The organism is Falsirhodobacter algicola (assembly GCF_018279165.1).
Lineage (GTDB): Bacteria > Pseudomonadota > Alphaproteobacteria > Rhodobacterales > Rhodobacteraceae > Falsirhodobacter > Falsirhodobacter algicola.
In genome coordinates, this window is the sequence record NZ_CP047289.1 from 1,623,051 (window position 1) to 1,637,490 (window position 14,440).

Sequence of the window (14,440 nt, forward strand, 5' to 3'; positions counted from 1 at the left end):
TTCTACGTCCGCCCGGCCGGGGGCCGCAACCTGCGGCGGGAATGTCGCAAACGCGGCCGATTCCCGATTATTTCCATCAACAATGTTTGCGGATCACGGAAATGTTGGTAGCAGATTGCGTCCCTCGAATCCCCGGAGCCCTGCCATGCGCCTTCACCGAACCCTCCTCGTTGCCGGAACCAGCCTTCTGGCGCTGAGCCTTGCCGCCAAGGCGCAAGACGACGCCACCGCGCTGGAGGCGATCGTGGTCACAGGCGCCCCCGATCCGACCGCGCCTGCGGGCGGCTTCGTCGCCACGGGTCAGGCCAGCGCGACCAAGACCGGCACCGCCCGCATCGACACGCAGCAGACCACGTCGGTCGTCACGTCCGAACAGATCACCGCGCAGGGTGCCCGGACGCTGGGGCAGGCGCTGAACTATTCCGCCGGCACCTTCGGCGAGCCCTATGGTCAGGATTCGCGCGGCGACGCCCCGCGCCTGCGGGGCTTCGACGGCGGCAATTCGCAGTTCCTGAACGGGCTGAAACTGCTGCGCAGCAACACCACCCCCTCGTTCGAGACCTACGGGCTGGAGCGGATCGAGGTGCTGCACGGCCCGGCGGGCGTGCTCTATGGCGCGGGCAATCCGGGCGGCATGATCAACATGATCCAGAAACGCGCCCAGTTCGACACGTTCAACGAGGTCGGCCTGTCCTTCGGCACCGATGACCGGGCGGAGACGTTCTTCGATCTGAACCGCACCGTCGGCACCGATGTCGCCTATCGATTCACGGGCGTGCTGCGCAGCCAGACCGGCGCCGCCGAGGAGATCGAGGATGACCGCATCTACCTTGCGCCCAGCGTCACATGGCAGATCAACGGCGAGGATACGCTGACCTTCCTCGGCAGCTATCAGTGGGACAACCCCGAACAGCCGACCTCGGTCTCCACCGACGCGCTGATCGGGGGCAGCGACGCGATCGGCCGCGACACCTATATCGGCGAGGAGGATTACAACCACTCCGACCGCAAGCAGGTCAATCTCGGCGTCGAATGGCAGCACCGGTTCAACGACAACTGGTCGCTGACCCAAGGCTTGCGGTATCAGAGCTTCGATTGGGATTACCAATGGCTCTATTTCTCGTCGCTGACGGGGGACACGATCAATCGGGGCGCGATCGAACAGGACGAGGATACCGAAACGGTGAACCTCGACACCCGCCTGACGGGCCATGCCCGCACCGGCGCGGTGGATCACACGCTGCTCTTCGGGCTCGACATCCGCCGCTACGACGAACTGACGCAGACCGCCTTCGGGCGGGGGGTGCCGGGGCTCTCGGCATCGGATCCGCAATACGGCGCCACCGTCGATCCCGAGATCTGGTACGAGGCCGAGAACGACCTGACCTACCGGCAGACGGGCATCTATGCGCAGGACGAATTGCGCGTCGATCGCTGGCGCGCGACGCTGGGCCTGCGCCATGATTGGTCCAGCCGCGAGGGCACGACCTATTCCAACTTCGCCGGCACCACCGATGTCGATGAGGATACGAGCGAGACGACCGGCCGCGCCGGGCTGTCCTATGTCTTCGACAACGGGTTTGCGCCCTTCGTCAGCTATGCCACCACCTTCGATCCGGTCGTCGGCACGGACGAGCTGACGGGCGATCCGCTGGATCCGACCTCGGGGCGGCAGTGGGAGGTGGGCGTGAAATATCAGCCCGCAGGGTTCGACGGCTTCTTCACCGCCACGCTGTTCGACATTGAACAGAAGAACGTCACGGTCAGCGTCCTCGACAGCGCAAGCGGCGTCGTCACGTCGCGGCAGCGCGGGCAGGTCGATTCCAAGGGGCTGGAACTGGAAGGTGTGGCGCAACTGAGCCCGGCTTGGACACTGCGCGCCGCCTACAGCTACACCGATGCCGAAACGGTCAGCGACGATTACGCGGGCCTCGTTCCCGAAAACACGCCCGAAGATGTGGCGAGCCTCTGGGTCGGCTACGATTTCGATCCGGCGGGGCCGCTTGCGGGCCTGAACCTCGGTGGGGGCATCCGGTATTTCGGGGCGCGCTTCGGCGATGCGGCGAACACCTACCGGATGGACGGGGAAACGCTGCTCGACGCCTCGGTCTCTTATGTCCACGAGGCCGTCACCGCGCGGGTGACGGTGCAGAACCTGACGGACGAGGAATACCTTGCCCAATGCGGCAGCTTCGGCTGCACCTATGGCGCGGGGCGGACGGTGATCGCGGACGTTTCCTACCGCTGGTGATATCCCGCCGGCGCTCGCAAAGCGTGCTTGCGTGATACCTGATCGAATTGGTATGGATATGGGACTCGGGGCCCCAAGGGGTGCTGCCGGCGCGACAGGAGATGACCGATGCAACGGACGACCGCCTTCCTTGCCATACCCGCCGCCACCTTCCTTCCCGGCCTGATCCAGCGCGCGACCGAACTGGAACTGGCCGTGAGCGACACGCCGCGCGGCAAATCGGTCAACATGTTCTATGGCACGCTGGAGGTGATCGACACCGGCCCGAGCACCACGGTGGAACTGACCTCCGCCGATGGGGCCCAGCTTGTCAGCCTGCGCGAAACGCTCAGCTGGCATCTGGATCAGGCCGGGCTGAATCACTGCGTCACATGGGCCAAGATGCGCGTCGGGGCCAATCCGGCGAACATGGCGCTGGGCCGCGTGGCGCGGGTGCTCGACATCTCGCCCAATTTCCGGCGCATCCGCCTTGCGGGGGATTACACGCGCTTTCTGAACGGCGGGCTGCATTTCCGCCTGCTGATCGGCCCCGAGGGCGCCGATTGGCCCACCGCCGACGACACCGGCGGCACCGTCTGGCCGGGCGGCGTGGAGGCATGGCACCGCCCCGCCTATACCGTGCGCGACATCTGCCCCGAGGGGCGGTGGATCGATTTCGACCTCTTCCGCCACGAAGGCGGCCGCGCGCATGACTGGTCCGGCACGCTTTCGCCGGGGCAGGAGGTCGGGCTGACCGGTCCCGGCGGCACGGGCCTGTCCGAAGCCCCATGGATCGGCCTGTTCGGCGACGAAACCGCCCTGCCCGCCGTCATCCGCATGATCCGCGGCGCGCCCGAGGGCACGGTGGGCGAGGCCGTGATCCTCGTTCCGACCGAAGCCGATATTCAACGCGTCGCCTGTCCGCCGGGCATCACCCTGCGTTGGGCGCTGCGCGAGCGGGGGGACACGCTGATCGACGCCTTCCGCGCCGCCCGCGTGCCCGACGGCCCCCGCTATGTCTATTTCGCGTCCGAGAAGGCCGAGGCCGCCGCCGCGCGCGAACATGGCGCGGCGCTTGGCCTGAAGCGGGGCGAGTTGCACGCCCTCGCCTATTGGACGGCCGATTAGGCCCCCATCCGCCGCGACAGATACCGCGCCAGCGTCGGCGCGGTCAGCAGCACGAAGAAGAAGCGCGCGATCTGCATCGCCATCACGAAGGGCACATCCACGTCCGAGGCGCTGGCGATGATGGCCACCGTATCGGCCCCGCCCGGCGTCGTGGCCAGATACGCCGTCAGCGGATCGACCCCGGCGAACCGCACCAGCGCCAGCGCGAACAGCCCCCCGACCGCTATCAGCGCGACCACCGACATCAGCACCCGCGGCAGGGCATGGGCGGCATGGCGCACCACCGCCGGGGTGAAGCGCATCCCCACCGTCAGTCCGATCACCACATAGCAGATCGCCAGCAGCCAGAAGGGCAGCGTGATCGCAAGAACCCCGGTGAAGCTGAGGATCAGCCCCACGATCAGCGACAGCAGCAGCGCCCCGCCCGGCAAGCGCACGCGCATTGCCAACAGCCCGCAGGCCGCCGCCACCGCCAGCGTACCGATCAGCGGCCCGGTGGCCAGCGCCGCATGCACCGTCGGCACGGCGACGCCCTCGCCCCCCGCGCCCAGAAAGCGCGTCAGCAGCATCGCCACCACCGCGCAGCACACCACGCGGGTGTACTGCATGAAGGCCACCAGCCGCATGTCCGCCCCGAAGGATTCGGACATGATCGTCATCACGCTGGCCGCCCCCGGCGCCGATCCCCAGATCGCCGTCGACCCCGGAAACAGCCGCGCGCGCGAGATCGACCAGCCGAGCGCCGCCGCCGCCACGACGGTGGACATGACGCCAAGGACGAACAGGAGCCAGTCCTTGCGCAGCTCGGTCCCGATGTCATGCGGGATGCTGCCCGCCATCATCAGCCCCACCACGGCCTGCGCCGCGACGAAGCCGCGCCGGTCGATCGCGACCGTGCCGCCCGCGACGGCCAGCACGATGGCCGCGATCATCGGCCCCAGAAGGAAGGCCGCCGGAAGCCCGCCCAGCTCCAACGCCGCGGTAAGCGCCCCCGCCAGCGCCACCAGCACCGCCCAGCGGACCGGTCGGCCCGCTGCGGCCATACGCTTTGCAAAGCGGACCATCGGCCCGGATCAGTCGCCCAAGCGGCCCGTCAGGCGGGCGTGGAACGCGCCGCTGCGGGCATCGAGGCCGGTGAAGTGGCAGGTCGTTCCATGCGCGGCATAACGGGTCTGGATCGAATCCAGCGCCGCCACCGTGGACGCGTCCCAGATCTGCGACCGGGCGAAGTCGATCGTGACCTCGGCCGGGTCCTCCGCATAGCGGAACCGCTCGAACAGATCGTTGCTGGAGCCGAAGAACAGCGGGCCGTCCACTTCGTAGAAGGCGTGATGGCCGCTCTCGGACAGGGTGCGCCGCACCTCGATCACATGGGCGACGCGGCGCGCGAAGAACAAGACCGCTAGAACGACGCCGCCCGCAATGCCGATGGCAAGGTTGTGCGTCAGCACCGTCAGCCCGACCGTCACCGCCATCACCAGCGTTTCGGGAATGGGCATGGTGCGCAGCGTGCTGGGGCGGACCGAATGCCAATCCACCGTCTGCACCGACACCACCATCATCACCGCCGCCAGCGCCACCATCGGGATCTGCGCCATCACGCCCGACAGGATGGTGACGAGGATCAGCAGCACCGCACCCGCCGCCAGCGTCGACACGCGCGACCGGGCGCCGCCGATCTTCACGTTCACCACCGTCTGCCCGATCATCGCGCAGCCGGCGATCCCGCCGTAAAAGCCCGCCGCGATGTTCGCAACGCCCAGTGCCCAGCTTTCACGCCCCTTGTGGGACCGGGTATCCGTGATCTCGTCCACCAGCTTGGCCGTCAGGAGCGACTCCAGAAGGCCGACGAACGCGACGCTCAGCGCCGGACCCCAGACGATCGCGAGGGTGTCCATGCTCAGGGGCACGTTCAGCAGGGTCAGGCCCGGAAGGCCGGGCGACATCTCGCCCTCGCCGCCCACATTGGGCACGTTCAGCCCGAAGATCATCGCCAGCGCCGTGACGACCACGATCGCCACCAGCGCCGAAGGCACCACCGTCGTCAGGCGCGGCAGTACGATCACGATCAGCAGCGTCAGCGCGAACAGCGGATAGACCGCCCCCGGCACGTCGATGATATGCGGCACCTGCGCAAAGAAGATCAGGATCCCCAAGGCGTTCACGAAGCCGATCATCACCGATCGCGGGATGAACCGCATCAGCCGCGCCAGACCGAGGAAGCCGAAGGCGATCTGGATCGCCCCCGCCAACAGGATCGTCGGCAGGATGTATTCCATCCCGTATTCGCGCACCATCGGCCCGATCACCAGCGCGATGGACCCGGCCGCGGCCGTGACCATGCCCGGACGCCCCCCAAGCACCGACATCACGAAGCACAGCACGATGGAGGCGACGAGCGCCGTCTTGGGATCGACCCCCGAGATGAAGGAGAAGGAGATCACCTCCGGGATGAGGGCAAGCGCCGTGACGACGCCGGCCAGCACCTCGCGCGTCAGCACGCGGGGCTGGCGCACCACGTCCACGATCCCGGGTGAATCGCTCGTGCCGTTCTGCGGCACCGTCTGGGTTTCCGTTACCATGTCATTTCCTGACTGTGGCCGCGCACCCGTGTCCCGCCTGCATATCGGCGGATAAGCTGTGAAGGATATGTCCGCCTGCGACGCTGCAGGGCGGGGTCCGGCAGCGGACCCGTTTCAATAAGTGCAGCCGAATGGCGCATCCGCCAAAGGCGTATCGGCGATCCGGCCGCACAGATCGTGATTGCCCGAAGCGGGGACGAAAGACAAGCGCCTTTCGCCCCCGCGCCGCCCTCTCAGGCCCATTCGCCCTTGCGGAACACCGGCACGCGGCGGCCATCCGCATGCACGCCGTCGATGTCGATCTGCCCCGAGCCGATCATCCAGTCCACATGGATCAGGCTGGAATTGCCGCCCTGCGCGCGGACCTGCTCGGCCGTGGGGTCGCCCTCGAAGCATTTGGCGTAGCATTGGCCGAGCGCGATATGCGAGGCCGCGTTCTCGTCATAGAGCGTGTTGTAGAAGAGGAGCCCCGAGGCCGAGATCGGCGAGGAATGGGGCACCAGCGCCACCTCTCCCAGACGGCGCGCGCCTTCGTCGGTGTCGATCAGCTTGCGCAGCACATCCTCGCCCTTGGTGGCATGCGCCTCGGTGATGGCACCGTCCTTGAAGGTGACGCGGATGCCGTCGATCAGGGTGCCCTGATGCGCAAGGGGTTTGGTCGCGCTGACATGACCCTCCACGCGCAGGGCGTGGGGGGTGGTGAACACCTCTTCGGTGGGGATGTTCGGATTGCAGGTGATGCCGTTGCGCGCCACCGACGCGCCGCCCATCCAGCGGTGCCCGTCGGCAAGGCCCACCGTCAGATCGGTGCCGGGGCCGGTGAAGTGCAGCGCGGCGAAGCCTTGCTCGTTCAGCCAAGCCGAGCGGCTGCGCAGGGCGTCGTTATGCGCCTGCCACGCCCCGACCGGATCGTCGCCATCCACGCGGCTGGCGGCGAAGATCGCCTCGGCGAGCCGCGTCACGGCCTCGTCCTCGGGCAGGTCCGGGAAGACCTGACGCGCCCAAGACGGGTTGGGATAGCTCACGATGTTCCAGTTGATGTCGAAGCCCGAGATCTTCTCCAGCGCCGGTTTGTAGGCGCGGGACTGCGCGCGGCCCGCGCGGCTGACCTTGGCCGGATCCTGCCCCGCCAGCAGGGCCGGATTCTCGCCCGATACCGCCAGACGGGCGGTGTTCGCGCCGAACGCCTCGGCCATGCCGCGATAGAGCCAGTCCGCCGCGCGGTCGAAGCTCTCCTCCCGAGCATGGGCGTAACGGGCCAGCGTCACCTCTTCGTCGGAGAAAAGCGGCGTGACCACGCCCGCCCCCGCCGCATAGGCATGCGCCGCGATCCGCCGCACCAGCGGCAGCGCCGCCACGGGCGCGGTCAGCAAAAGGTCCTGCCCTGGTTGCAGGTTCAGGCCGACCTTCACGGCGACTTCCGCCAGCCGGTCGAGTTTCACGGAATCGATCACCATCGCGCATCCTCCAGTATTCGGCTGCGAAGATGGCGCGGCGGGGGCCGGGGTGCAAGGCGAAGGGCCCTTGCACCCCCACCGGACATTTGCGAGCCTGCGACCGAAACGCGCACCCCGCCTGCGACCTTCGTCGCCGGCCCTGCCGGAGACAGCCTTCCATGACATCGTCCGCCGCCTTCATCGGCCTTGCCCTCGCCTTCGCCGTCGGGATGATCGGCACCACGCTGCCAACCCCGCTCTATCCCGATTATCAGCAGGCGATGGGCTTTTCGCAGCTGACGATCACGGTGATCTTCGCGGTCTATGCGCTTGGGGTGGTGGCATCGCTCCTGATCTTCGGGCGCTGGTCGGACCAGTTGGGCCGCCGTCCGATGCTGCTGGCGGCCTTGGCGCTCTCGGCGGCGACGGACCTCATGTTCCTGCAAGCGGACGGGCTGATGGCGATCCTTGCCGCGCGCGTTCTGTCGGGGCTGTCGGCCGGGATCCTGACCACCACCGCCAGCGTCGCGGTGATGGAGGCCGCCCCCGAGGGCAAGCGCCGCGCCGGAACGCTGGCGGCCACCGCCGCCAATATGGGCGGGCTGGGCCTCGGCCCGATCTTTGCCGGGGTGATCGCATCGCTGCTGCCGCAGCCGCTGATCTGGCCCTATGCGCTGCATCTTTTGCTGGTGGTCGTTGCCGTGGTTTTCGTCCTGCGCGCCAACGAGACGGTGGAGCGCAAGCCCTCGCCCGATCTGGGGGTGCAGCGTCCGGCGCTGCCGTCGGATGCGGCCTCGGTCTTCGTGCCGGCGGCGGTGGCGGCGTTCGCGGGGTTCATGGTCTGCGGCTTCTTCACGGCCGTCGCGCCGGGGGTGATGACGCGCGATCTGAATTATTCGAACCCGGCGCTGATCGGGCTCGTCGCGGGGATCCTGTTCCTCGCCTCCACCCTTGGGCAGGCGGTGCTGGACCGCATTCCCGAGAAACGCCGCCTGCCGGTGGGCACGGCGGTGCTGCTGGCGGGGGTGCTGGTGGTGGCGATGGCGCTCGGCCTGCGGATGCTGGCGCCGCTTTTGGCGGGCGCGGTCATCGCGGGGATCGGTCAGGGCATCGCCTTCCGCGCGGGGCTGGCGGCCGTGGTCGGCGCCACGTCCGAGGATCGGCGCGCGGCCACGACGGCGAGCTATTTCATCGTGGCCTATATCGCCATCTCGTTGCCCGTGGTGGGGGTTGGCCTTCTCAGCGGGGCGATCGGGCTGCATGTGACCAGCCTCGTCTTTGCCGGGCTGGTGGCGGCGCTGTGCTGCGCCGCCCTCGTGATGCTGATCCGCAAGCGATCAGTGCCGTCCTGATCCGCCATCCAGCGGCATCGTCACCGGATCGCGGCGGCGCAGACCCAGAAGCTGATACAGCAGGATCGCCGCCAGCGTGGCCGTGCCGATGCCGCCCACCGCGAAACCGCCCAGCGTCACGCTGAAATCACCTGCGCCGAAGACCAGCGTCACCCCCACGGTGATCAGGTTGCGCGGGTCGTCGTGCTCCAGCCCAGACGCTCCTCGGGTTGGACGACGGCGCCTTGCGCGATCGTCCAGCGCGGGAAATAGCTCATACCGCCCCCCGTTTGGGCCGGGGCGCGAGCGCGGCATCGGCCGTCGCGATGAAATCCGCCGCGATCTGCGGCGGGCGCGTCGCAAGGCTGACCCCGACGAACAGCGCGGCGGCGACCGGCAGGCCGAGTATCCCCGCCGGCAGGCCCATCAGGCTGTTGCCCGTGGCATACATCGCGATCACGAAAGCGCCGCCCCCCGCCATGCTGGCGATGGACCCCGCCGCCGTTCCGCGCCGCCAGAAGAAGGCCCCGACGATGGAGGGCACCACCACGATCAGCCCCGCCGAGGCGGCGACCGACAGCAGCGCGATCAGATCAAGCTCCAGCGCGGCGAAGATCAGCGACAGCACCGCGATCACCGGGATCACCAGCTTGCCCAGCCACAGCTGGCGCTGATCCCCCGCCCCCGACAGCGGCGCATAGACATCGCGCGCCAGCATCGACGACAGCGTCAGCAGGATCGAATCGATGGTGGAGATGGCCGCCGCCAGAATCCCGATCATCACGATCATGCCCAGCACCGGGGGCACATGGTCCGAGGCCAGCAGCGTCGCCGTCGCAAGGTCCGGCCGCTCCAGCCCTGGAAAGGCCACGAGCGCCGAAAAGCCCCAGAGCACCGACACCACGGTATAGATCAGCCCGAAGCACAGGAAGATCAGCAGCATCCGCCGCATCGCCCCGAGCGAGGCCGGCATGAAGAGCCGCTGGCTCGCCTGCGGGTTGGAGAGCGCGAAGAAGAACCACGGGATCGTCAGGCCAAGGAAGGTGACGAAGCTGAACAGCCCCGGCCCCGGCACGGTCAGCATCTCCGGCCTTTGCGCGGCGATGGTGCCGAAGAGGGTGCCGAACCCGCCCAACCCTTCGACCACGACGATGGCGACGAGGCTGCAGGCGATGATCATCAGGAGCGCCTGAAGGCTGTCCGTCCACAGGACCGACCGGATGCCCGCCACATAGGAAAAGAGGAGCGCGATCGCCGTCGCCAGCACCACACCCGTCCCGAAGGAGATGCCGCCCCCCGTCATCCCCGACATCAGATAGCCGATGCCCGACAGCTGCACCGCCGAATAGGGGATGAGGAACAGACAGCTCGCGATCGCGGCGGTGGCCGCGACGGCGGGGCTGGCATAGCGGTGGCCCAGCATCTCCGACGGGGTGACGAAGCCGTAGCGCCGCCCCACGGCCCAGAAGCGCGGCCCGAACACCGCCACCAGCGAGACGCCGGCGAAATACACGATCTCGAAGCCCAGCGCGCCGACGCCGCCGCGATAGGCCAGCCCCGCAAGGCCCACCATCATGAAGGCCGAATAGGTCGTCGCCGAATAGCTGAGCGCGGAGATGATCCCGCCCACGCGCCGATCGCCGATGAAATAGCCCGCCATGCCGCCTGTCGCGCCGCTGCGCGCAAGGAAGGCCACCCCGCCCGAGATGAGCAGATAGATGGCGACGCCCGTCCAGATCAGGGTCTCAGTCATCCTGCCGCCCCCCGAAGCCGCGCATCGCGGCGGCGTTCAGGCCGATCACGGCCACGCCCAGCACGATCCAGAACAGGAAACTTCCATACCATGCCGACACAGAGCGCAGCAGCGTATAGGGCACGGCATAGGCCAGAACGACCAGCACGCCGACAAGGCCCAGACTTGTGCGGCGGCTCATGCGCCGCCCCCTCGTTGAAAGCGCATCATACGTCCCCTCCCCCGATGATCACGGACATGTTACACAGGGGTCTACCGCACTTCTGGGATATGACAAGGATATTTCGCGTCAGCCCCGCAGCGCCGCCGCCAGCCGGGTGAACAGGCCGGAGATCAGGATCGCCAGCGCCGCCACGAGGATGCCGCCCTGCGCGATGAAGGCGGTGTTCTGGGATGTCAGCCCGGCCACGATCACCTCTCCCAGACCGCGGGCGGCCACGACCGAGCCGATCGTCGCCGTCGAGAGGGAGATGACCGTCGCCGTGCGCACCCCCTCGAGGATCAGCGGCAAGGCGAGCGGCAGTTCCACCCGCCACAGACGCTGGCGCGGGGTCAGGCCCATGCCGCGCGCCGCCTCGATCACGGGGGGCGGCAGGGTGGACAGCGCGGTCAGCGTATTCTCGAACACCGGCAGCAGCGCATAGAGGAACAGCGCCAGCACCGTCGGCCCCATCCCGAAGCCGAGGACCGGCACCGTCAGCGCCAGCACCGCCACCGGCGGAAAGGTCTGCCCGAACCCCGCCAGCGCCCGCGACAGCGGCAGGAAGGCCGCCCCCGCAGGTCGCTGCACCAGAATGCCGAGCGTCACCGCCACCAGCGTCGCCGGAACCATCGCCGCCGCCACCAGCGCCAGATGCGACAGCGTCAGCGCGGCCAGCGATGCACGGTCGTAGATCACCGGCGCGCCGGGCGGGCCGAGCGGCGCCAGCAGCGGCACGAACAGCGCCGGGCGCAGCAGGAACACGAGGATCGCCGCCGCCAGCAGGATCAGGGGCAGCCGCCTCATGGATGGCCCGCCGCCAGCACGGCATGGCGGGTGATGCGCCCGCCCCCCGCCACGGGCAGCGCCTCGGCCCCCGTCCAGATCATCGCGTTCAGCGCCTGCGCCGCCGTGCGGTCCGGCGCGATGGGCGGGCCGGGGGCCTCTCCGGGTTCGGTCAGATCGGCGACGGAGGACAGGGCGAGATAGCGGAAGGCCCGCTCCCCCTCTCCCACGAGGTCGCGGACGAAATCGGTGGCGGGGGCGGACAGGATCTCCGCCGGGGTGCCGTGCTGTTCCAATCGGCCCGCCCGCATCACGGCGATCCGGTGGCCAAGGCCGATCGCCTCGGACATATCATGGGTCACGAGGATGACCGTGGTGCCCAGCGCCGCTTGTATCTGCCGCAGATCGGCCTGCGCCTTGCCGCGCAGCACCGGATCGAGCGCGCCGAACGGCTCGTCCATCAGCAGCAGCTCCGGGCGGGCCGCAAGGGCGCGGGCGACGCCCACGCGCTGCGCCTGACCGCCCGAAAGCTGGTGGGGAAAGCGCGGCCCGATCGTGTCCGGGTCCAGCGACAGAAGGCTCAGCAGTTCCGCCACCCGCGCCTCGGTCTTGGCCTTCGGCCAGCCCAGAAGGCGCGGCACGGTGGCGACGTTGCGCGCCACCGTCCAATGCGGAAACAGCCCGTGGTTCTGGATGACATAGCCGATGCGCCGCCGCAGATCGGCCGTCGGCACCTGCCGCGTATCGGTCCCGTTGATCGCCACCTGCCCCGATGTCGGCTCGATCAAGCGGTTCACCAGCCGCAGCAGCGTCGATTTCCCCGACCCCGAGGTGCCGACCAGCGCGGTGATCGTCCCCTCCTCCACCACGAGCGACACGTCGTCCACGGCGCGGGTGGGGCCGTAATGCTTGGACAGGTTGCGGATCTCGATCATGGCCGCCCTTTCGACATCAGTTCGATCAGCGCGTCGAACACGACCTGCGCCGCAAAGGCCAGCGCGACGGTCGGCAGCGCGCCCAGAAGGATCAGATCGGCCGCCGTCTGGCCCAGCCCCTGAAAGACGAAGCTGCCGAAGCCCCCCGCCCCGATCAGCGCGCCCACCGTGGCAAGGCCGATATTCTGCACCAAGACGATCCGCGCGCCCGTCAGGATGACCGGCAAGGCCAGCGGCAGATCGATCCGCGCCAGCCGCCCGGCCGGGGTCAGGCCCATGCCGCGCGCGGCCTCGGTCACGGCGGGGGGCACGGCATCGAGGCCCGCGACCGTGTTCACCACCATCGGCAGCAGCGCATAGAGGAAGAGCGCCGTAAAGGCGGGGGCCATGCCGATGCCGCTGATGCCCAGCGCCGCCGCCCCCGGCAGCGTCGCCGCCACCCAACCGAGCGGCAGGATCAGCAGCCCGAAGAGCGCGATCGAGGGCACGGTCTGCACCGCCGTCAGCGCCCCGAGGAGCGGCCCGCGCAGCCGCGCCCCCCGCTGCGCCAGAATGCCGAGCGGCACCCCCACCGCCACCGCCGCCACGAACGAGCCGCCCGCCAGCGCCATATGGCGCCGCGCCTCGGTCCAGAAGATGGTGCGGCGATTGGCGTATTCCTTCAGGAGGGAGGTATCGCCCCACAGCGTCAGGATCAGACCCAGCAGGATCACCGCCGCCGCCAGCAGCCCCAGCCGCATCACCGCCGTGGGCCGCCAGCGCGCCAGCGCGTCCGTCAGCAGCAGCGCCAATGCAAGGCCGCCCAGCCAGAAACCCGCCCCCGGCGACACCCGCGCCAGCGCCGACGCCTCTGCCGAGAGGCGCGTGGCCCCCAGCCCCATCAGCGCCAGCCACAGCGTCAGCGCCGCCCCGGCCCGCACCGCCCGCCCGCGCCCGCCCAAGACCGCCGCCACCGCCACCAGACCCACCAGCGCGGCGGCAGGCCAGCCGAAGATGTCCGGCAGATGCAACGCATCGGGCGCGGCGATCCGGTTGGGGCGCAGCCCGGCAAAGGGCAGCAGCAGCCCCGCGATCAGCGGGACCGCGCAGACGAGGCCGAGGCGGTCGGGCCGCCTCACTCCCCGGTCAGGCCGTGCTCGGCCAGAAAATCGGTCGCGACCTGCGCGGCGGGCACGCCTTCCACCTGCACCCGGCCGTTCAGCGTCTGAAGCGTCTCTAGATCCAGTTCGGCAAAGACGGGGGCAAGGAGGTCCGCGATCTCGGGATGCTCCTCCAAGACGGCGGCGCGGATGATCGGCGCGGGCTGATAGACGGGCTGCACCTTGCGGTCATCCTCCAGCACGGTCAGCCCCGCGAAGGGGATCGCGCCATCGGTGCCATAGACCATCGCCGCATTCACGCCGCTGGTGCCATTGGCCGCCGCCTGAATGGTGGCGGCGGTATCGCCGCCCGACAGGACCACCATCTGCGCGGCCGACAGCTCGAAGCCATAGGTCTCTTGGAACGAGGGCAGCGCCGCCGCCGAGTTCACGAATTCCGACGAGGCCGCGAGTTTCACATCCCCGCCCCCGGCGATCCATTGGCCGAATTCGGTCAGGGTGGAAACCCCGGCCTCTTGGGCGACATCGTCGCGCAGCGCGATGCCCCATGTGTTGTTCGCAGGCGCGGGCGCCAGCCAGACGATGTCGTTCGCCTCGCGGTCCAGATCACGGGCGGTTTCATAGGCGCCTTCGGCGTCCTTCCAGACCGGATCCTCGGCGCGGTTGAAGAAATAGGCCGCGTTGCCGGTATATTCGGGATAGAGGTCGATCTCCCCCGCCGTGATCGCCTGCCGCATCACCGGGGTCGCGCCCAGTTGCAGCCGCGACTGCGTGGGAATGCCCGCCTCCTCCAGGACCTGAAGGATGATGCTGCCGAGCACGCCGCCTTCGGTGTCGATCTTCGACGACACCACGACCTGCGCCTGCGCCGCGCCGCCCGACAGGGCCAGCGCAAGGATGAACGTTCGGACAAGGGACATGCCGCACCTCTCGGTTCTGTGATCGGTGGGAAAGGTAAAC

The 14,440-nt window shown here is 68.9% G+C and carries 13 protein-coding genes; 3 read left to right on the forward strand and 10 right to left on the reverse strand.

Going from position 1 to position 14,440, the window contains the following annotated elements; translation table 11 throughout:
• Nucleotides 1–145: 145 nt before the first annotated feature.
• Nucleotides 146–2,251, forward strand: a complete 2,106-nt coding sequence (locus tag GR316_RS08140) for a TonB-dependent siderophore receptor (protein WP_211783456.1) — start codon at nt 146–148, stop codon at nt 2,249–2,251.
• Nucleotides 2,252–2,359: 108 nt separating this feature from the next.
• Nucleotides 2,360–3,358, forward strand: a complete 999-nt coding sequence (locus GR316_RS08145; RefSeq protein ID WP_211783457.1) for a siderophore-interacting protein — start codon at nt 2,360–2,362, stop codon at nt 3,356–3,358.
• On the opposite strand, the gene GR316_RS08150 is transcribed toward GR316_RS08145, so the two are convergent.
• The 3 genes from GR316_RS08150 to GR316_RS08160 all read right to left on the reverse strand — a co-directional run bounded on the left by GR316_RS08150 (nt 3,355) and on the right by GR316_RS08160 (nt 7,397).
• A complete protein-coding gene (locus GR316_RS08150; RefSeq protein WP_249218739.1) occupies nt 3,355–4,422 on the reverse strand; it encodes an AbrB family transcriptional regulator in 1,068 nt (355 codons plus the stop codon). The two genes, GR316_RS08145 and GR316_RS08150, sit on opposite strands and share 4 nt — an antisense overlap.
• Before the next feature lie 9 nt (nt 4,423–4,431).
• Complete coding sequence (locus GR316_RS08155; RefSeq protein WP_211783458.1) at nt 4,432–5,940, reverse strand: SulP family inorganic anion transporter; 1,509 nt, start codon at nt 5,938–5,940, stop codon at nt 4,432–4,434.
• 233 nt (nt 5,941–6,173) lie between these two features.
• Entirely contained in the window at nt 6,174–7,397 is a 1,224-nt protein-coding gene (locus GR316_RS08160; RefSeq protein ID WP_211783459.1) for an aminopeptidase, read from the reverse strand.
• Between the two features lie 158 nt (nt 7,398–7,555).
• Between GR316_RS08160 and GR316_RS08165 the strand changes: the two genes are divergently transcribed.
• Nucleotides 7,556–8,728: an MFS transporter gene (locus tag GR316_RS08165; RefSeq protein ID WP_211783460.1), complete on the forward strand. Its 1,173-nt coding sequence runs from the start codon at nt 7,556–7,558 to the stop codon at nt 8,726–8,728.
• Here the strand turns inward: GR316_RS08165 and GR316_RS08170 are convergent.
• The 7 genes from GR316_RS08170 to osmF all read right to left on the reverse strand — a co-directional run bounded on the left by GR316_RS08170 (nt 8,714) and on the right by osmF (nt 14,400).
• Nucleotides 8,714–8,887 (reverse strand): hypothetical protein, encoded by a 174-nt coding sequence (locus tag GR316_RS08170; protein ID WP_211783461.1) that lies wholly within the window; start codon nt 8,885–8,887, stop codon nt 8,714–8,716. The two genes, GR316_RS08165 and GR316_RS08170, sit on opposite strands and share 15 nt — an antisense overlap.
• A gap of 94 nt (nt 8,888–8,981) precedes the next feature.
• On the reverse strand, nt 8,982–10,460 hold the full coding sequence (locus GR316_RS08175) for a sodium:solute symporter family protein (RefSeq protein ID WP_211783462.1): 1,479 nt from the start codon (nt 10,458–10,460) through the stop codon (nt 8,982–8,984).
• Nucleotides 10,453–10,641 carry a hypothetical protein gene (locus GR316_RS08180; protein ID WP_211783463.1) on the reverse strand — a complete coding sequence of 63 codons (189 nt, stop codon included), beginning with the start codon at nt 10,639–10,641 and terminating at the stop codon, nt 10,453–10,455. The genes GR316_RS08175 and GR316_RS08180 overlap by 8 nt, the downstream gene beginning before the upstream one ends.
• Nucleotides 10,642–10,749: 108 nt before the next feature.
• Nucleotides 10,750–11,466 carry an ABC transporter permease gene (locus GR316_RS08185; protein ID WP_211783464.1) on the reverse strand — a complete coding sequence of 239 codons (717 nt, stop codon included), beginning with the start codon at nt 11,464–11,466 and terminating at the stop codon, nt 10,750–10,752.
• On the reverse strand, nt 11,463–12,380 hold the full coding sequence (locus GR316_RS08190; RefSeq protein WP_211783465.1) for an ABC transporter ATP-binding protein: 918 nt from the start codon (nt 12,378–12,380) through the stop codon (nt 11,463–11,465). Before GR316_RS08190 ends, GR316_RS08185 begins: the two co-directional genes overlap by 4 nt.
• Nucleotides 12,377–13,498 (reverse strand): ABC transporter permease, encoded by a 1,122-nt coding sequence (locus GR316_RS08195; RefSeq protein WP_211783466.1) that lies wholly within the window; start codon nt 13,496–13,498, stop codon nt 12,377–12,379. The genes GR316_RS08190 and GR316_RS08195 overlap by 4 nt, the downstream gene beginning before the upstream one ends.
• Nucleotides 13,495–14,400, reverse strand: coding sequence for a glycine betaine ABC transporter substrate-binding protein OsmF (gene osmF, locus GR316_RS08200; protein WP_211783467.1), 906 nt, complete (start codon nt 14,398–14,400; stop codon nt 13,495–13,497). Before osmF ends, GR316_RS08195 begins: the two co-directional genes overlap by 4 nt.
• Nucleotides 14,401–14,440: the final 40 nt, after the last annotated feature.